15 protein-coding genes are annotated in these 18,146 nt (G+C 68.3%); 5 read left to right on the top strand and 10 right to left on the bottom strand.

The genetic code is table 11. The features are described from left to right. The 3 genes from HUG10_RS14160 to HUG10_RS14150 form a co-directional block, all read right to left on the bottom strand. The gene (locus HUG10_RS14160; protein ID WP_179170193.1) at window positions 1-972 is read right to left on the bottom strand and encodes a branched-chain amino acid ABC transporter permease; all 972 of its coding nucleotides are present in this window, start codon (window positions 970-972) and stop codon (window positions 1-3) included. Between the two features lie 91 nt (window positions 973-1,063). Then, window positions 1,064-2,443, bottom strand: a complete 1,380-nt coding sequence (locus tag HUG10_RS14155; RefSeq protein WP_179170192.1) for a substrate-binding protein — start codon at window positions 2,441-2,443, stop codon at window positions 1,064-1,066. A gap of 242 nt (window positions 2,444-2,685) precedes the next feature. Next, complete coding sequence (locus tag HUG10_RS14150) at window positions 2,686-3,360, bottom strand: haloacid dehalogenase type II (protein ID WP_179170191.1); 675 nt, start codon at window positions 3,358-3,360, stop codon at window positions 2,686-2,688. Window positions 3,361-3,458: 98 nt separating this feature from the next. On the opposite strand from HUG10_RS14150, the gene HUG10_RS14145 reads away from it, so the two are divergent. After that, window positions 3,459-4,220, top strand: a complete 762-nt coding sequence (locus tag HUG10_RS14145; protein WP_179170190.1) for a GNAT family N-acetyltransferase — start codon at window positions 3,459-3,461, stop codon at window positions 4,218-4,220. Window positions 4,221-4,282: 62 nt separating this feature from the next. Then, window positions 4,283-5,086 (top strand): P-loop NTPase, encoded by an 804-nt coding sequence (locus HUG10_RS14140; RefSeq protein ID WP_179170189.1) that lies wholly within the window; start codon window positions 4,283-4,285, stop codon window positions 5,084-5,086. A 190-nt stretch (window positions 5,087-5,276) separates the two neighbouring features. On the opposite strand, the gene HUG10_RS14135 is transcribed toward HUG10_RS14140, so the two are convergent. The 6 genes from HUG10_RS14135 to HUG10_RS14110 all read right to left on the bottom strand — a co-directional run bounded on the left by HUG10_RS14135 (window position 5,277) and on the right by HUG10_RS14110 (window position 13,564). Further along, window positions 5,277-6,887, bottom strand: coding sequence for a long-chain-fatty-acid--CoA ligase (locus HUG10_RS14135; protein WP_179170188.1), 1,611 nt, complete (start codon window positions 6,885-6,887; stop codon window positions 5,277-5,279). Between the two features lie 153 nt (window positions 6,888-7,040). After that, entirely contained in the window at window positions 7,041-7,256 is a 216-nt protein-coding gene (locus HUG10_RS14130) for a hypothetical protein (protein ID WP_179170187.1), read from the bottom strand. A 165-nt stretch (window positions 7,257-7,421) separates the two neighbouring features. Continuing rightward, window positions 7,422-9,098, bottom strand: a complete 1,677-nt coding sequence (locus HUG10_RS14125; protein ID WP_179170186.1) for a VC_2705 family sodium/solute symporter — start codon at window positions 9,096-9,098, stop codon at window positions 7,422-7,424. After that, complete coding sequence (locus tag HUG10_RS14120) at window positions 9,095-9,532, bottom strand: DUF4212 domain-containing protein (protein WP_179170185.1); 438 nt, start codon at window positions 9,530-9,532, stop codon at window positions 9,095-9,097. Before HUG10_RS14120 ends, HUG10_RS14125 begins: the two co-directional genes overlap by 4 nt. Before the next feature lie 192 nt (window positions 9,533-9,724). Beyond that, on the bottom strand, window positions 9,725-11,722 hold the full coding sequence (gene acs / locus HUG10_RS14115; protein WP_179170184.1) for an acetate--CoA ligase: 1,998 nt from the start codon (window positions 11,720-11,722) through the stop codon (window positions 9,725-9,727). 138 nt (window positions 11,723-11,860) lie between these two features. After that, window positions 11,861-13,564, bottom strand: coding sequence for an acyl-CoA mutase large subunit family protein (locus HUG10_RS14110; protein ID WP_179170183.1), 1,704 nt, complete (start codon window positions 13,562-13,564; stop codon window positions 11,861-11,863). A 752-nt stretch (window positions 13,565-14,316) separates the two neighbouring features. Here HUG10_RS14110 and HUG10_RS14105 point away from each other — a divergent pair. From HUG10_RS14105 to HUG10_RS14095, 3 genes are all read left to right on the top strand, one after another. Then, window positions 14,317-14,757, top strand: a complete 441-nt coding sequence (locus HUG10_RS14105) for a DUF5788 family protein (protein WP_179170182.1) — start codon at window positions 14,317-14,319, stop codon at window positions 14,755-14,757. Between the two features lie 96 nt (window positions 14,758-14,853). Next, window positions 14,854-16,596, top strand: coding sequence for a DNA polymerase/3'-5' exonuclease PolX (polX, locus tag HUG10_RS14100; protein WP_179170181.1), 1,743 nt, complete (start codon window positions 14,854-14,856; stop codon window positions 16,594-16,596). Continuing rightward, complete coding sequence (locus HUG10_RS14095) at window positions 16,596-17,060, top strand: Mut7-C RNAse domain-containing protein (RefSeq protein WP_179170180.1); 465 nt, start codon at window positions 16,596-16,598, stop codon at window positions 17,058-17,060. Before polX ends, HUG10_RS14095 begins: the two co-directional genes overlap by 1 nt. A 12-nt stretch (window positions 17,061-17,072) precedes the next feature. Here the strand turns inward: HUG10_RS14095 and HUG10_RS14090 are convergent, their stop codons facing one another. After that, a complete protein-coding gene (locus HUG10_RS14090; RefSeq protein WP_179170179.1) occupies window positions 17,073-18,122 on the bottom strand; it encodes a DUF7139 domain-containing protein in 1,050 nt (349 codons plus the stop codon). Between the last annotated feature and the right edge of the window lie 24 nt (window positions 18,123-18,146).

Genomic DNA, 18,146 nt, shown 5'->3' with positions numbered 1-18,146 from the left:
TCAGGACACCTCCTCGCTCCCGAACAGCCCCTCGGGACGCAGGAGCAGGATGAGCGCAGCGAGTGCGTAGATGCCGACCTGCGACCAGGCCGACCAGGAGATGGCGCCGCCGATGACGGGGATGCTCGCCAGCGGTGCACCCACCAGGATGGCGTACACCATCCCGACGAGCACGCCGCCGACGACGGCCCCACGGATGGAGCCGACACCGCCGATGACGACCACGAGGAACGCCGGGACCAGCGTCTCCATCCCGATGCTCGGGTTGACGTTCTCGAGCGGCGCGCCGACGACGCCCGCGACGCCGGCCAGCGCGGCGCCGATGGCGAACATGACGATGTACGGGCGGGTCAGTTTGATGCCGAGCAGTTCGACCATCTCGGGGTCGCGGGTGCCCGCGCGGACGATGAGCCCGAAGTCCGTGTACTCAACCAGGAGGTACACGAGGAGCACCAGCACCGCGGTGATGGCGATGACGGCAAGCCGCCACCTGGGGAAGTTTCCGATGGCGGGCAACATGACGGGCCCGCGCGCCCAGCCCGGGCGGGCGAAGTTGATGCTCTGCCCGCCGAACAGGACACGGAACGCCTCCTGGGCGATAATCGCGAGCCCGAAGGTGACGAGGATCTGGTCGATGTCGGGACGGTCGTAGAACGCTCGTGCGAGGTACCGTTCCATCAGGAGCCCGATGACGAACACGAACACCGGGACGAGTATCAGTGCAGCGAGGAACCCGAGATCGAGTCCCACCGTCTCGTAGCCGTACTGCTGGAGCAGCCCGTTGCTGAGCCGCACCTCGTTCGCGATGAGGAGGCCGGCGTAAGCCCCGATGAGATACAGCGCACCGTGCGCGAAGTTGACGAACTTGAGTGTCCCCAGGATGATCGAGAGCCCCATGGCCACCAGGATGTAGATGGCGCCGGCCTGGAGCCCGTTGAGGAACACTCCGAGGAGGTCTGCGAACAAGCTCACGCCGTCGCTCCCCCGTGGCGTCTGTGAATTTCAGTCATGCTAATGGGTGTGTCACAATCGAATATTAATGTGGCGAGTCTGTCGCTGTGGACTATTCGTCGCCGTACTCGCCGAGTTCGCACTCGGCTGCCGGGCCTTCGTCGCACGCGTAGCCCACGTCGTCGCGGGAGGTGACGTTGACCAGTTCGAAGAACTGGCCCTGACCCTGTTCGGACTCGGGCAGCCCCCGGACGACCGGGATGTCCCGCTGCGCCTGGTGGTCGCACTTGCGCATCGTCTCCTGGCCCATCCCGATGTTGTCGTACTCGTAGTCCTCGAGCTGGCGGATGACCTCCGGCGGGTAGAACGTCCCCGCGCGCTCGGCGGCCGCCGCGTACTGCAGCGTCTGGGCGTACGCCAGCTGGGCCGGCCCGGACGGTACCCGACCGTTGTACTCGTCGCCGAAGAACTGGGTGAAGGAGTTCGACGGCTCGTTGTCGATCTGGGAGTCCCACGCGATGGTGCCGAAGATACCCTCGATGGCGCCGCCGGCCGCCTGGGCCATCGGGCGGTTGTACAGCGGCATCACGATCTCCATGTTCTGGTCGAGGCCGGCTTCGATGGCCTGCTGGAGGGAGTTCGCGCCGTCCAGCCCGTAGTGGTTGAGGAACAGCGCCTCCGCGCCGGAGTTGGCCGCCTCCGAGAGGTACGACTGGTAGTCGCTCTCGCCGAGCGGCGTCGCGACGCTGTCGACCTGCGACCAGCCGGCCTCCTCGAAGAACTGCTTCATCGACTCCTGCTGGGTCTGCCCCCAGCTGTAGTCGGCGTACAGCTGGTAGAAGGAGAGGTCGTCCCCGTACTCCCCCGTGACGACGGGCGCCAGCGCCTGCCCGGTCATGTACGCGTTGAACATCTCCCGGAAGCTGTACCGAACGCAGTCCTTCCCGGTCGTGTCGTTCGAGTGGGTCAGACAGCACATGAACAGGACCTTCTGACTCTGTGCAAGGCCCTGCTGTGCGATGGCGGTCGCGCTCGAGGAGCCGCCCGAGAACATGATGACGTTGTCACGCTGGACCATGCGGGAGGCGGACTCGCGCGCGGTGTCGGCGTCCGTCGCCGTGTCGCCCTCGACGAAGTCGATCTCGTATCCGAGCACGCCATCGCCGGAGAGGTCGCCGAAGTCGTCTACCCAGCCCCCGCCGTTGTTGAGGTGCTTGACCGCGAGCTTGTAGGCGCGGAGTTCGTCCTCGCCCTCCGAGGAGTACGGGCCGGACGTCGGCACGTTGAAGCCGAACGTCGCGGTGTCGCCCTCGATGGGGAAGTTGCCGAGCGACGGGTAGTCCTCCCCGTCGCCGCCACCGTTGCCGCCGCCGTTACCGCCGCCGTTGCCGTCCTGCGTACAGCCGGCCAGTCCGGCGAGTCCGGCCACGCCAGCGGCACCTGAGGCCTTCAGCACGTCACGCCTGTTCAGCGAGTTGGTATCTCGAGCCATGCAACTACGCGTGAGAAGGTTGTTAATGAACGTTCCGGGTATATTCCCTTAGTGTATGTTAATATTGGTAATATGTGATTCCCATATCCACTATGATAATGGTTATCACACTGATGCCGTTTCAGTCACGCCATTGGGGAAAGAAACTCACGAACCGTTTCCGGTGACGGCGGAGAACGTGGACGTGATCGGCCGAAATAGGCGGATATGTTGGGGTTCGATTGCCAGGTTCGCCGGGTCCGTCAGGCGAGTTCGTCCGCGACGCCCGCGAGCGAGGCGACCCTGATCGAGGGTTCGACGCCGATCCGTTCGAACGGGTCGTTGCCCCGGTTCACCCAGGCGGTCATGAGCCCGGCGTTCCCGGCGCCCGCGACGTCCCAGGCGTTGCCGGAGACGAGGCGGCACTCCCCGACGTCGCTGCCGGTGCGCGCGGCCGCGTTCTCGTACACCGTCGGGTTCGGTTTGAACGTGGACACCTCGTCGGCGCTGACGACGTCGTCGAGGTGGGCCGACAGGCCGGCGTTCTCCGCCAGCGTTTCGAGCATCTCCGGGTTCCCGTTCGAGAGCACCGTCACGGTGTGGCCCACCTCCGAGAGCCTGGTCAGCGTCTCCACGGCGTCGGGGAACGGGTCGAGGTGCTCGTAGGCGCCGAGGAGTCGCTCGCGGATCGGCTCGTCGGCCTCGACGTCCCACTGGTCGAGCGCGAACGCCAGCGCGTCCCGCGTCACTTCCCAGAACGGCCGGTAGTCGTCCATCAGGGCGGCCTGGTAGGAGTACTGGAGCTGTTTCGCCCGCCAGGTGGCGTCGAGTTCCGCGACCAGCGCCTCCGGCACGGCGAGTTCCGCCGCGAGCGTCTCCCGGACGCTGCTCGTGTCACACAGCGTCCCGTACATGTCGAAGCAGAGCGTCTCGGCCATACCCATGACATCGGCCTCTTGGTACTAAGTGGCACGGCTCGCGGCAGCGTCGGAAACTGCCGCATACTTTAGGCCCCTTCCGTGCTAACGACCCCCACATGGATCTGCGTGATGCAACCCCCGACGACGTGGAGGACGTCCGTGCGGTCGCCAACGCGTCGCTGGAGGCGTCCTACGGTCACGTCCTCTCGGAGGGGGCTATCGAGGACGCCGTCGAGTCGTGGTACGAGACCGAGGAACTCTCGAGGGAGCTGGACGACGACGACGCGGTGTTCGTCGTCGCCGAGGAGGACGGCGAGGTCGTCGGCTTCGTTCAGAGCTACTTCGTCGACCGACGCGAGCGGATCGGCCAGCTGGACTGGCTCCACGTCCACCCCGACCACCGCGGGCACGGCGTCGGGAGCGACCTGCTCCGTCGGGTGGAGGCCGAACTCCTCGAACGGGGCGCGACCCGGATCGAGGGTCGCGTGCTCGTCGCGAACGAGTCGGGGACGGAGTTCTACGCGGAGGAGGGGTTCACGGCCGGCCCCGAGCGCGAGGTGGAGATCGGTGGCGAGACGTTCAGCGAGCGCCTGTACACCAAGTTCCCGGACGAGGACGCCGCCGGGGAGACGGTGACCACGGAGGAACGCGTCACCGCCGACGGCCGGTCGCTGTTCGTCGCCTACGACGAGGCCGAGCGGGCCTCCAAGGCGCCGTTCTACCCGTCCTACTCCGACAGCGACCGGACGACGCGGGAGGGGTACTTCTGCGGGAACTGCGAGAGCTTCTCCCCGCTCGTGGACTCGATGGGGACCGTGGAGTGTCCCGAGTGCGGCAACCGCCGGAAGCCGACCCGGTGGGACGCAGCCTACCTCTGAGACGGTATCAGTTCGGATACTCGGGGCACCGTAATTAAGTTCGGACCTCGCGCCGTGGTGGCATGGACGGACGAGTGCTCGCCGTCGTCGGCGCGAAGGGCGGCGTTGGGAAGACGACGACGAGCCTCAACCTCGCTGCCGCGCTGGCCGAGGACGGCCGGGCGGTCGTCGTCGTTGAGGCGGACCTCGCGATGGCGAACGCGGTCGACTTCCTCGACGTCGACACCGGGGGCGGCAGGACGTTCCACGACGTGCTCGCGGGCGGCGCGGGCGTCGGCGACGCCACCTACCCCGCGCCCGGCGGCTTCGACGTCGTGCCGAGCGGGACGGAACTCGACGGGTTCGTGAACTCGGACCTCGACCGCTTCCCCGGCGCGCTCGACGCGCTGAAGGCGCGGTACGACACCGTCATCGTCGACACGGGTGCCGGCGTGAGCCGCGAGACGGTCGTGCCGATGGGGCTCGCGGACGCCTCGGTGCTCGTCTCGACGCCACGGGTCGCGTCGGTGCGCGACGCGGACAAGACGATGACCGTCGCCGAGCGCGCCGACGCGCCCGTGGGCGGGGTCGTGCTGACCAAGTCGGGCACCGGCCGCTCGCCGCCGGCGAACCGCATCGCGAACTTCCTCGAGACGCCGCTGCTCGGCCACGTCCCGCACGACGAGGTCATCCCCGAGTCGCAGGACGCCGGCCAGCCGGCGGTGGCGTACGCGCCGAACTCCGGGGCCGCCGCCGCCTACCGCGAGGTCGCCGACTCGCTGCGCCGTCGCCCCGACGTGCTCGGCATGACGGTCGGGAACGACCAGGGCGGCTTCCGCTTCGGCGACGGCGCGAGCGCCGGCGGCGGGACCGACGTGTTCCGGTAGCCGACCGCCGTCGGTACGGGAGGCGAAACCCGCCGTCGTAGCTACAAGTAGCAGTTCGGTAGGATAGCGTTAGATAGTGTTTTCTCCGCGCGCGAGGACGGGCGACGATGAGCCGAGCGAGGTCGTTCAGCGATCTTCGATTCGGACGTTCGACGTCGAAAAACCGGACACCTGCGTCAGAAGTGCCGGATCATCCCTCGCCGACCATCCGCTCCTCGCCCTCCCACTCCTGCTGGCGCAGTTCGTACTTCTGGACCTTCCCCGTCGCCGTCTTCGGGAGCTGTTTCACGAACTCGACGTGCTTTGGCACCTTGAACGAGGCGAGGCGCTCGCGGCAGAAGTCGATCAGGTCGGCCTCGCTCGTCCCCGGGTCGCCGACGTCGCCGTTCGCGGGGACGACGAACGCCTTGGGCGTCTCGCCCCACTCCTCGCTCGGCACGGGAATGACCGCGACGTCGCCGACCGCGTCGTGGTCGAACAGCGCGTCCTCCAGTTCGATGGAGGAGATGTTCTCCCCGCCGGAGATGATGATGTCCTTCTTGCGGTCCTGGATGACGAGCATCCCGTTCCCGTCGACGGCCGCGAGGTCGCCCAGGTGGTAGTACCCCTCCACGCGGTCGTTGAACGCCTCCTCGGTCGCCTCGGGCTTCTCCCAGTAGCCGTCCATTACCTGGTTGCCGCGGACGACGATCTCCCCGATCGACTCGCCGTCCTCGGGCACGTCCTCGCCGTCCTCGTCGACGACGCGGATCTCCGTGCCGAGGTAGCCGAAGCCCTGCGTCTTCTTCACCGCGAAGCGGTCGTCCGAGCCGTCCTCGAAGTACCGCCGGGCGTCCGAGGTGGTGATGAGCGGGCCGGTCTCGGTGGCGCCGTACACGTGCTTGAGGTACCAGCCGAACTCGTCCTCGACGGTACGGATGGTCGCCTCCGGCGGGGCGGCGCCGGCGGTAGCGACGCGGACGTCCTGCCCGCCGTCGACGGGGCCGCCGTGCTCGTCGTGGTGGTCGCCGAGCATCTTCAGCACCGTCGGCGCCGCACAGAAGTACGACACGTCCTCGTTCCGGAGGCGGTCGAACACCTCGCCGGCGTCGACGCCGCGGGTGCAGACGTGCCGGGCGCCCATCCCCGTGACGGCGTAGAGGTGGCCCCAGCCGTTCACGTGGAACATCGGGAGCGTCCAGAGGTAGGTGTCGTCGTCGCGGAGCTCCTGGTGGACCGAGATGAGGTAGGCGTGGAGCGTCTCGGTCCGGTGGGTCCGACAGACGCCCTTCGGGTCGCCGGTGGTGCCCGAGGTGTAGTTGATGGTGATCACCTCGTCCTCGTGCATCTCGGGGCGGTCGTACTCGCCCGCCTCCTCGATGATCGCGTCGAACTCCTCCCAGTCGCCCTCGACGGCGTCGGCGTCGTTCGTGACGAACGTCTCCGTCGGGATGGTGTCGCGGACGGACTCGATGCGGTCGGCGTACTCGGCGTCGGCGTATATTGCGGTCACCCCGGCGTCGTTCAAGATGTACTCGAAGTCGGACTCCACGAGCCGGTAGTTCAGCGGCGTGTGGACCGCGCCGACCTGGAAGTTCCCGTAGGCCGCCTCCAGGTGGTAGTGCGTGTTCGGGTCGAGGACCGCGACGCGGTCCCCCTTCTCGACGCCGCGTTCCTGCAGCGCCGCGGCGAACCCGTCGGCGCGCGCTCCCAGTTCCTCGTAGGTGTAGCGCGTCCCGTCGACGGCGAGGACGGCCTCGTGGTCCCCGTAGTTCCGGCGGGCGCGGTCGAGGAAGTCCGTAGCCAGCAGCGGTTTCTCCATGCTCGCCCGGAAGTTCCGGTACATTCGTGATAATCGTTGCGGGGTGGTACCACCGGTCAAGTGTGAAGAAAAGTCGATGACGCACTCAACGGACGGATCTTCCCCATTTTCGGGTTGGTTCCCTCGCTCGGGAATCGGGTCGGCGAGGGGGACTCAGCCCGAACCCCTCGCGGCCTCCAGTGACCAGAAGAAACCGTAGTAGGCGAGGACGCCCGCGAGCATCGCGAGGTAGTAGGCCCAGCGCGGCCCCTCGAGCCACTCGAAGACGACGGAGACTGCCGTCACCCACGTCATGGCGAACACGAGGTCGACGAACATGCCCGACCGGTTCTCCCGGACGTGTTCGCCGATCGCTTCGAGCCGGCTCATCGCCGGCACTCGCGACGGGTGACGCTCATCGTCGACCGTGGTGTGGCGTGCACCCCCGAGGCTCTCCCGACCTCGCTCGTCGACGGCGAGCGCAGGTCGCCCCGGCGACCGCCAGTTCCGCGACGACGTTCCCGTCGGTCGGAACGGAAGCGGGTTCGGACACGGTCAGTCGTCCCCCGGTTCGCCGCCGTCGGTCGCCGCGATGTCCTCGGCGGACTGCATCCTCGTCATCGGCTCCGGGCTGTGACACTGCCGGACCAGCCGCTTGGTCTCCATATCGGGTTCGCCCGTCAGCAGCGAGACGCCGATGGTGACGGCGAACACGACGGGAACGGCGATCAGCGCCGACCCGATCGCGGGCACCACCGCCGCCAGCGTCGCCGAGTAGGGCTCGCCGGAGCCGACGTAGGTCGGCAGCACCTCGTTGATCATCGGGACGGTCCAGATGACCAGGCCGGTCGTCATGCCCGCCAGCGCGCCCTGCCGGTTCGTGTTCTCCCACCAGAGTCCGAGGAAGAACATCGGGAACAGGACCGCGCCGGCGAGCGAGAACGCGTACGAGACCAGCGCGGCGATGGGCGCCGCGGGGTCCAGCGCGGCCAGCGTCGTGACGACGCCGAGCGCGACGATGCTCAGACGGCCGACCAGCACCTGCTGGCGCTGGCTCGCGTCCTCGTTGACGATGGTCGCGTAGATGTCGTGGGAGATGGCCGACGAGCCGGCGATGAACAGGCCGGACACCGTCGCGATGGCCGCGGCGATGCCGCCCGCCGCGACGATGCCGACGAACCACTGGGGCAGTCCCGCCAACTGCGTCGCCAGCACGACGATGACGTCGCCGGCGGCGCTGGTCATCCCGGGGTCACCGAACGTCGGGCCGATGTTCTTCGTGTACAGGTCGGTCCCGAAGGCGGCGAACGCCGGCGCCGAGAGGTACAGCAGGCAGATGAAGAACAGGCCCCAGACGGTCGACCAGCGGGCGGTCCGCTCGCTCTCGACCGTGTAGAACCGCACGAGCACGTGCGGCAGCCCGCAGGTCCCGACGACCAGCGAGAACGCCGTCGCGATCCAGAGGTAGTAGCTCTCGTTGACGAACGGCTCGCTGAACTCCGAACTGAGCGAGCCGATCATCGCCCCGTACTCGATCTGGGGCAGGACCGTCGAGTACCCCTGCGTGTAGCCGACCGCGTACAGGCCGACGAGGAACGCGACGATGAGGATGACGAACTGGACGGCCATGTTCTTCGTCGCGCCCAGCATCCCCGAGAGCGTCAGGTAGCCGACGGTGATCGTCATCATCAGGACGACCATCGACTGGTAGCCGCTCAGCCCGGGGATACCGATGTCGCCGAAGATGTAGAGCCCGACCAGGCCCATGCCGCGCGCCTGCCCGATGGCGTATACGAAGCCGATGAGGAACGTCGTGACCGCCGCGATGGCCCGGGCGGCGTCGGAGTTGAAGCGATCGCCGACGAAATCTGGGGCGGTGTACTTCCCGAACCGGCGCATCTGCGCGGCCAGGAAGATGAGGAGGATGAAGTAGCCCGCCGACCAGCCGACGACGAACGCGAGGCCGTAGAACCCTGACAGCGCGATGAGCGCCGCCATCCCGAGGTACGACGCGGCCGACATCCAGTTCGCGCCGATGGCCATCCCGTTCTCGACGTTCCCGATGGAGCGACCGGCGACCCACATCTCCTCGGTGTCGGCGACGCGGAACGCGTATCCGATGCCCAGGAACAGGGTCAGCATGGCGACGACCAGGATAGCCGGCGCGAGTTTGAACGAGACGTTCAGCCCCTCCGGGAGGAGGCCGCTCTGGAGGAAGACGCCGGCGATCATTCGTCGGTTCCCCCGTCCGCGGCGACGGCGCTCCCGTCGCCGGCCGCCGTCCCGGTTCCCTGCCGGTGGTCGATGCCGTACTTCTCGTCCAGCCGGTCACGCTTTCGCGCGTACCAGAACGACAACACCAGCGCGCCGCCCGGCGCCCCGATCGCGACCAGGAAGTAGTGCAGCGGGAAGCCGAGCACCGGCATCCGGGCGGTCATGGGGCCGGGTGCGACGAACGTCAGCGTCACCGGGCCGAAGACGACGAGCGCCCAGGCGACGAAACCCGTCCAGACCACGCGGAGGTGGTCCCGCATGAATGGCGTGCTCGGGTTCAGGAGGTTCACCTCCCGCTCGAGGTAGTTCGTCTCCCGGTGGTCCCGGGCGTGCTGTGAAACCGTTCCCCCGTCCGCTTCGGTCGATTCGTCTCCCCCGTCTCTGTCGACCATCCGCTGGACAATCGCAATTGTTCATAATAATTTCTCTGGCTCGTACATATGTTATAATATTTGAAATTCCGAATAAAACTGTTGGGAACCGAACCGGTCCTCGCGGAAACGCGCTGGTCACGGACTCGGTCGACGGCTGCAGCTCACCGAGCACGGACAATGGGCCGAAGACGGGCCGGCCCGGTCGGTCGCCTACTCCTCCTGCACCTTCACCCGGATGTCCTCCACGACGTCCGGGTTCCGCAGCGTCGACGTGTCGCCGAGTTCGTCCTCGTTGGCGATGTCCTCCAGCAGGCGGCGCATGATCTTCCCGGAGCGGGTCTTCGGGAGTTCAGGCGTGAAGACGACGCCCTCGGGCCGCGCGATGGGGCCGATGGCGTCCTCGACGCCGGCGACGATGCGGTCGTGCATCTCGTCGTCGCCCTCGTAGCCGTCCTCGAGGATAACGTAGGCGTAGACGGCCTCGCCCTTCACGTCGTGGTCGCCGCCGACGACCGCGGCCTCGGCGACGCCCTCGACGCCGACGATGGCCGACTCGATCTCCATCGTTCCCAGCCGGTGGCCGGAGACGTTGATGACGTCGTCGACGCGGCCGAGGACGGTGATGTACCCGTCATCGTCGATCTTCGCGCCGTCCTCGGGGAAGTACACCCAGTCGTCGGGGTCGTCCGAGTCGACGTCGGAGTACTCCTTCCAGTACTCCTCGATGAAGCGCTCGTCGTTGTTGTACAGCGTCCGCAACATCCCGGGCCAGGGCTTGTTGACGGTCAGGTAACCCGCGCGGCCGGCCTCCACCTCCTCGCCGTTCGTGTCGACGATCCGCGCGTCGATGCCCGGCAGCGGCGGCCCCGCGGAGCCGGGCTTCATGTTCTTGACGCCCGGCAGGGTGGTAACCATCATGCCGCCCGTCTCGGTCTGCCACCACGTGTCCACGACGGGGCAGGACTCGTCGCCGATGTGCTTGTAGTACCACTTCCACGCGCGCGGGTTGATGGGCTCGCCGACGGTGCCCAGCAGGCGGAGGCTGGAGAGGTCGTGCCGGTCGGGGTACTCCCCGCCCCACTTCATGAACGCGCGGATGGCGGTCGGCGCGGTGTACAGCTGGTTCACCTCGTACTCCTCGATGATCTCCCAGAGGCGGTCGCGCTCGGGGTAGTCCGGGGTTCCCTCGTACATCACCGACGTCGTGCCGAGCGCGAGCGGCCCGTACACGATGTACGAGTGGCCCGTGATCCAGCCGATGTCGGCCGCGCAGAAGTACGTGTCATCCGGCTTCACGTCGAGCACGGAGTGGGAGGTCCAGGCGGCCCACGCCAGGTAGCCGGCGGTGGTGTGCTTCACGCCCTTCGGCTGGCCCGTGGTCCCCGAGGTGTACATGAGGAACAGCATGTCCTCGGCGTCCCGTCCCACCGGGTCGACGGTCTCGCCCGACTGCTCCTCGACGAGTTCGCCGTAGTCGCTCTGGTTGTCCGCGAGGTCGTGGCCGAAGCCGTCGCCGTTCGGTCCCAGGCGGTCGACGACGACGACGTCGGACACCTCGTGGTCGACCATCGAGAGCCCCTCGTTGGCCTTGTCGAGGTGGTCGAGCGGGTCGCCGCGGCGGTAGTAGCCGTCGCAGGTGACGAGGTACTCCGAGTCGGCCGAGTTCATCCGCGTGGCGAGCGCCTCCGCGGAGAAGCCGGCGAAGACGACCGAGTGGGGCGCGCCGATACGGGCGCACGCCAGCATGGCGATGGGCAGTTCGGGCACCATCGGCATGTACATCGTCACGATATCGCCCTCGCCGACGCCCATCTCCCGCAGCGACGCGGCGAACTCGTTCACCTCGCGGTGGAGCTCCTCGTAGGTGAACGTCCGATTCTCCTCGTCGGTGGGTTCGCCGATCCACTCGATGGCGACCTCGTCCCCGCGCTCCTCGAGGTGCCGATCGAGACAGTTCGCCGAGGCGTTCAGCGTGCCGTCGGTGAACCACTCGTAGAACGGCGGGTTGGAGTCGTCGAGTACCTGATCGTACTCCTCGTCCCAGTCGAGCATCTCGGCCGCGCTCTCCCAGCACTCCGGCCAGTTCTCCTCGAACTCGTCGTAGATTCCGGCGTCGGAGACGTTCGCCTGCTCGACGAACTCGGCAGGCGGCTCGAACTCCTCCTGCTCCGCGAGCCGCGCCTCCAGTTGCACGTCATCGTCGGACATACTCACCGGAAAAGTCGGAATCGACCGTGATAAACCTACCTCACTGCGCGATTGTATCCGCTTGCTTGCGATTTTCCCGGCCGTGAAACGAGGGCGCGTGGTCCGGCGCTTCCGCCGGGAGTCGACGGGGTGGCCCGGCTACGACGCCAGCCCGATCTTCTCGCGGTACGCGCCGTAGTGGCGTTCGAACACGTCCATGATCTCGCCCATCGTCGCGTACGTCTTCACCGCGTCCACGAGCACCGGCATGACGTTCTCGCCGTTCTCGATGGCCTCGTCGAGCGAGTCGAGCGCCGCCTCGACCGCCTCGTCGTCGCGCTCGGCCTTGACCTCGGCGAGCCGGGCGAGCTGGCGCTCCTGGGTCTCCTCGTCGACGTGGAGCAGGTCCGTGTCGGGGTCGTCCTCGACCGCGTACTTGTTGACGCCGACGACGACCTCCTCGCCCTCCTCGACGCGCTCCTGGTACTCGTAGGACGCCTCCTGGATCTCGCGGTGGAAGTAGCCCTGCTCGATGCCCTCCAGCACGCCGTCGCGGACCGAGCCGTCGCCCATCTCCCTGATCTCCTCAAGGTACGCCATCGTCTTCTCCTCGACCTCGTCGGTCAGACTCTCGACCATGAACGAGCCGGCGAGCGGGTCCACGCTGTCGGCCGCGCCGGACTCCTCGGCGATGATCTGCTGGGTGCGGAGCGCCACGCGGACCGCCTCCTCGCCGGGGAGTGCGAGCGCCTCGTCGAAGGAGTTGGTGTGGAGGCTCTGGGTGCCGCCGAGCACGCCCGCGAGCGCCTGGATCGTCACGCGGACGATGTTGTTGAGGGGTTGCTGGGCCGTGAGCGACTGGCCGGCGGTCTGCGTGTGGAACTTCAGGCGCTTCGCGGCGTCGGCCTCGGCGCCGTACCACTCGTCCATCACGTTCGCGTACACGCGACGGGCGGCGCGGAACTTCGCCACCTCCTCGAAGATGGAGTTGTGCGAGTTGAAGAAGAAGGAGAGCTGCGGGGCGACCACGTCCGCGACCATCCCGCGCTCGGCGGCGTCCTCGACGTAGGCGAAGCCGTCGGCGAGGGTGAACGCGAGCTCCTGGATGGCGGTCGATCCGGCCTCGCGGATGTGGTAGCCCGACACCGAGATGGGGTAGATCCCCGGCGTCTCGTCGATGGCGAACTCGACGGTGTCGGTGACCAGATCGAGGGAGGGCTCCGGCGGGATGACCCACTCCTTCTGCGCGATGAACTCCTTCAGCATGTCGTTCTGGAAGGTGCCCCGGAGCTGCTCGCGCGGGACGCCCTTCCGGTCCGCGAGCGCGACGTACATCGCGAAGATCACGGGCGCGGAGGGGTTGATGGTGAACGAGGTGGACACCTCGCCGACGTCGATGCCGTCGAAGAGGATCTCCATGTCCCGGAGGGTGTCGACGGCGACGCCCTCCTTGCCGACCTCGCCGTCCGAGAGCGGGTCGTCGGAGTCCTTGCCCATCAGGCTGGGCATGTCGAACGCCGTCGAGAGCCCGGTCTGGCCGTTCTCGATGAGGTAGTGGAAGCGCTCGTTCGTCTCCTCGGCGGTGCCGAAGCCAGCGAACTGGCGCATCGTCCAGGTACGGCCGCGGTACATCGTCGGGTACGGGCCGCGGGTGTACGGCTCCTCGCCGGGGAAGCCGAGGTCCTCCTCGTAGTCGAGGTCCGCGACGTCCTCCGGGGTGTACAGGTCGTCGATCTCCAGGTTCGAGACGGTCGCGAACCGCTCCTTGCGCTCGCCGTGGGCGTCGACGGCCGGGTCCCGGCTCTCGGTCTCCCACTCCTCGCGGGCCTCGCGGATGTCGGCGAGGTCCTCGTCGTCGTACATGCACGAAAGAATTGCCGGAGCGCTCATTAAGGGTTCGGCTGTGGGAAGCCTGATGTGGGTTGTTTTCGGGGTGTTTACTCGATGTCGAGGTAGTCGTCCGTTCCGAGTTCGGGTGGCATGTGTCGGAGAGGGCTGTCCGAGAGGCGTCGAGTCGTATCGTAGTGACGACAGCGGAAGCCCCGTGGGTCTCGGCTCCCGCGACCCGCGCTGCGCTCCTCGGCTCGGTCACTGGCGCTCCCTCGCCTGCGGTGCTTGCGGGGTCGGGGTTCGCCGAGACCCACGGCCCCTTCCATTCCCACCCTGGCGGAGTTTGGACGAGCGACGTGGCTACGATTCCAGACGTTTCGCGGGGGAATCCACCGCTTGGCGCGTGCCGCCGGACCTCCGTGTCCGGCGGATGCGCGCGAGGGATTAGCGAGCCGAAGGCGAGCGAATCGGCTGGGGAGGGGGTGGTGACAGCCGGGAGGGACTGAAAGGGGCCGCAGTTCTAGGGGAAGCCCTCGTGAGCAAAGCGAACGAGGGCTCGGAAGACGAGCGGAGCGAGTCTTCCGTAGGCGCGGACCGACAAGCACCGCAGTGGGAACGAGCGAAGCGAGTGAGCACGAGGAGCACAGCGGCCGCACCGACCCGAGAACCGTGGGGGCTGTCGAGGCATCCGTCACCGGTGAAGCGCCGCTGACTCAACTGAAGAGTACGACCGAGACGCGCCAACGACAGACAAAAGAGCGCCACACACCAACGTACACGCATAAGTGCAGCCGTACGAACAGAAGCAACTCCTCGAGCGCGTCAACCGCGAGAGCGCGACCATCGGCGCGGCCATCCCCGAGCAGATCACCGTACAGGGCGAGGAGATCGACCTCCGGGAGTTCGTCTTCGAGATCAAGCGCCGGGACACCGTTCCCGCGGGCGAGCGCGACCGGGTCGAACGGGCCAAGCGGAACCTCCGACGCGAACGGCTCGACCGGCTCGAGCCCATCGAGGAGAACGAGGTGGACTTCGCGACCGGCGAGGACCTCGCCGCGAGCATCATCGGCATCGACCGGGCGCTGGAGGCGCTCGAACAGCTCGAGCCGGCCGACATCGAATCCGAGGCGGAGCGCCAGGAGGCGATGGACCAGAAGCGATGGATGAGCTTCCTGAAGAAGGCGCTCGGCCACGAGGACGCGAGCCGGCGGCGCGGCGGTCGGTAGCGTCCGCCGGTCAGGTCGAGCCGTCGGCGACCGTAACGTCCGAGTCTCCCGCGTCGGCCCGTCGTTCTAAGTCGCCCCGCCTCCACGTTTCGGGCGATGAGGAACGCGGAAGTCGCCGATCTGCTGGTGGAGTTCGCCGACCTGCTGGAGGCCAGGGACGTCGAGTACAAGCCGAACGCCTACCGGCGGGCCGCCGAGAACGTCCGGGACCACCCGCGCGCGGTCGAGGACATGGCCGCCGAAGGCGAGGACGCCGTCGCGGAGATCGACCAGGTGGGCGACGCCATCGCGAGCAAGATCGTGGAGTACGTCGAGACCGGCGAGATCGAGGAGCTGGAGGAGCTCCGCACGGAGCTTCCCGTGGACATGGCGGCGCTGACGCGCGTCGAGGGGGTCGGCCCGAAGACCGTGGCCACGCTGTACGAGGAACTCGGGATCACGACACTCGACGAACTGGAGGAGGCCGCGGAGGAGGGGCGGATCCGCGAGATCAGCGGGTTCGGCGCGAAGACCGAGGAGAACATCCGCGAGAACGTCGCGTTCGCACGAGAGGCCGGCGAGCGACAGCGCCTGGGCCACGCGCGCCCGCTGGCGGACGACGTGCTCGCGTTCGTCCGCGACGTCGACGCGGTCGGTCGGGCCGAGGTCGCCGGCTCCATCCGCCGGTGGAAGGACACCATCGGCGACGTGGACGTGCTTGTCGCGAGCGAGGACGGGCCGACCGTCGTCGACGCCTTCACCGACTGGCCCCGGGCCGACGACGTCATCGAGGCCGGCGAGCAGAAGGCGAGCGTCCGCGCGAACGGCGTCCGGATCGACCTCCGGGTCGTCGTCCCCGCCGAGTTCGGCGCCGCCCTCCAGTACTTCACCGGGTCGAAGGACCACAACCTCCGGGTCCGGAACCTGGCCATCGACGAGGGGCTGAAGATGAACGAGTACGGCATCTTCGACATTTCCGACGTCGAGGACCCGGACGCGGACCAGCGCGCCGGCGAACGGCTCGGCGGCGCGACCGAGGCGGAGATGTACGAACCGCTCGGCCTCCCGGTGTTCGCCCCGGAGATCCGCAGGGACACCGGTGAGGTCCAGGCCGCCCTCGACGGCGAACTGCCCGACCTGCTCGAACGGGAGGACGTCCGTGGCGACCTCCACACGCACACCGAGTGGTCCGACGGGGGTTACACCATCGAGGAGATGGTCGCCGCGGCGGCCGAATGCGGCTACGACTACCACTGCGTGACCGACCACGCGGCGGGGCCGGGCGTCTTCGGCGACGCCGGGCTCTCGGACGACGACGTGCGCGAGCAGGCCGAGGCGGTCGAGCGCGTCCGCGAGGAGGCAGACATCGCGGTGTTCCACGGCGTCGAGGCGAACATCGACGCCGACGGCGACGTGACCACGAGCGACGACCTGCTCGCCGAACTGGATATCGTCATCGCCTCCCCGCACGCCGCGCTCGACCAGGGCGAGGCGACCGACCGACTCGTCCGGGCGGTCGAACACCCCCACGTCGACGTCCTCGGTCACCCCACGGGCCGGCTCATCAACCAGCGAGCGGGGCTCGACGTCGACTTCGAGCGACTGGCCGAGGCGGCCACCGACGCCGGGACCGCTATCGAGGTGAACGCCAACCCCGCGCGGCTGGACGCCAGCGGCGACGGCGTCCGCGCCGCGGTCGACGCCGGCGCCCCCATCGCCATCGACACGGACGCGCACTCGCCCTCGGAGTTCGAGTACGTGCGGTACGGCGTCCACACCGCCCGTCGCGGCTGGGCCGAGCCGGCCGACGTGGTGAACACGCGCGACGCGGACGGGCTCAGGTCGTTCCTGGACGGCTGATGGCTCCCGCCGACCGCGACCCTCTCCTCCTCGACGCGATGCTCGGCACGCTGGCGACGTATCTCAGGATGTGTGGCTACGATACGGCGTACGCGCTCGACCGCGGCGTCGAGGACGACGACCGACTCCGCGAACTAGCGAACGAAGAGGGTCGCCGGTTGCTCACCCGCGACGCCTCCCTCGCTGGGCGCACCGACGGGGCGGTGCTTCTGGAATCGCGCGAGGTGACCGACCAGCTCCGCGAGCTACGGGGGGCCGGGTTCGACCTCGGCCTCCCGGATCGACCGCGCCGCTGCGGGAACTGCAACGGCCCCCTCCGGCCGTTCGCCGACGGCGAGCGGCGGCCCGACTACGTCCCCGACGACCTGACCGACGTCGACGTCTGGCGGTGTCGCGACTGCGGGCAGTGCTTCTGGAGGGGGAGTCACTGGGACGACGTCCGGGAGCGGATCGAGAGCCTGTGATCGCCCGCGCGGTTACCGCGGGTTCCACTCCTCGCAGGCCTCCATGTCGTCCATGAGGTCGTCGTGGAGGCCGCAGTACGGCTGCATGCCGTTCTCCGTGCGGACGTACTGGAAGTGACCGCAGGAGCCGCAGTAGGCGTCGCCGGCGTTCTTCGCCCGGCCGTCGGCACCTCCCCCGGCGTTACCGGTGCGACCGGACGCGGAGGCGGCCGACCCGCCGGCCGAGGACGACGCAGGTTCGGTCGGCGACGGTCGGGGGTTCGAGGGTGACGACGGCGCCGATGGCGACCGCGTGCTCGTCGTGGACTCGGTGGAGGCCGACGGACTCGTGTCGTCCCGAAGCGACCGGATGTCCTGCGTCGAGGCGCCGCCGTCGCTCGCGGCCGGGTCGGCGCCCGTCGCGGGGCCTGCTCGGCGCGTGCCTCCCCGGTTGGTCTGCGTCTCGACGTCGCCGTCGGGGGTGTTGCCCATGAATCCGATGCCGCCGAGCCCGCCCATGGCGCCCTTCGCGCCCTGGACCTCGGAGACCTGCGAACGCGGCACCTCGATGATCTCCGTCTCGCCCTCGCGGGTGACCTGGAGGCGGACGGTGCCGCCGGGGTCGTTGCGCGACTTGAAGTTCGCGACCCCGACGAACAGGCACCAGAACGTGGTCATGCTGCCGAGGAAGTAGACGGCCGCGGTCGGGATTGTGAGGTCCACGAGGCCGGCGCCGCAGTTCGACCCGGACCACTGGCAGGGGTACGCGTGGGCGAACAGCGCGACGCCGAGGACGGCGACGCCGGCGCCGACGACCGCCGCAGCGCGCGTCCGGCGTTCCGCGGGCAGCACGGTGAAGATGCCGAGGAACACGGCCGGGACACCCAGGCCGCCGAGCACGCCGCCGTACTGCCGGGCTTCGGTGAGTCCGAGCGCGTCGATGGCGGGGTCCGTCCCCGCCACGACGATACCGCAGACGACGAGGAGCGCGCCGAGAAGGAACAACCCCACCCCGAGATACAGCCGCCGGAGGCTGGCGTACTCGCCGACCTTGCCCTCGTACACCTCCGCGAGACTGGTCATGAGGCGCCCTATGAGACCATCACA

It is taken from the genome of Halorarum halophilum (genome assembly GCF_013401515.1).
GTDB lineage: Archaea > Halobacteriota > Halobacteria > Halobacteriales > Haloferacaceae > Halorarum > Halorarum halophilum.
The sequence above is the reverse complement of the archived record's forward strand: the minus strand, read 5'-3'. Positions and strand labels throughout refer to the sequence as shown.

Coding starts and splice junctions, on each gene's coding strand:
- HUG10_RS14155 (WP_179170192.1), bottom strand. CDS start 2,443: ATGGCTCGAGATACCAACTCGCTGAACAGGCGTGACGTGCTGAAGGCC.
- HUG10_RS14150 (WP_179170191.1), bottom strand. CDS start 3,360: ATGGCCGAGACGCTCTGCTTCGACATGTACGGGACGCTGTGTGACACG.
- HUG10_RS14145 (WP_179170190.1), top strand. CDS start 3,459: ATGGATCTGCGTGATGCAACCCCCGACGACGTGGAGGACGTCCGTGCG.
- HUG10_RS14140 (WP_179170189.1), top strand. CDS start 4,283: ATGGACGGACGAGTGCTCGCCGTCGTCGGCGCGAAGGGCGGCGTTGGG.
- HUG10_RS14135 (WP_179170188.1), bottom strand. CDS start 6,887: ATGGAGAAACCGCTGCTGGCTACGGACTTCCTCGACCGCGCCCGCCGG.
- HUG10_RS14130 (WP_179170187.1), bottom strand. CDS start 7,256: ATGAGCCGGCTCGAAGCGATCGGCGAACACGTCCGGGAGAACCGGTCG.
- HUG10_RS14125 (WP_179170186.1), bottom strand. CDS start 9,098: ATGATCGCCGGCGTCTTCCTCCAGAGCGGCCTCCTCCCGGAGGGGCTG.
- HUG10_RS14120 (WP_179170185.1), bottom strand. CDS start 9,532: ATGGTCGACAGAGACGGGGGAGACGAATCGACCGAAGCGGACGGGGGA.
- acs (WP_179170184.1), bottom strand. CDS start 11,722: ATGTCCGACGATGACGTGCAACTGGAGGCGCGGCTCGCGGAGCAGGAG.
- HUG10_RS14110 (WP_179170183.1), bottom strand. CDS start 13,564: ATGTACGACGACGAGGACCTCGCCGACATCCGCGAGGCCCGCGAGGAG.
- polX (WP_179170181.1), top strand. CDS start 14,854: ATGAGGAACGCGGAAGTCGCCGATCTGCTGGTGGAGTTCGCCGACCTG.
- HUG10_RS14095 (WP_179170180.1), top strand. CDS start 16,596: ATGGCTCCCGCCGACCGCGACCCTCTCCTCCTCGACGCGATGCTCGGC.
- HUG10_RS14090 (WP_179170179.1), bottom strand. CDS start 18,122: ATGACCAGTCTCGCGGAGGTGTACGAGGGCAAGGTCGGCGAGTACGCC.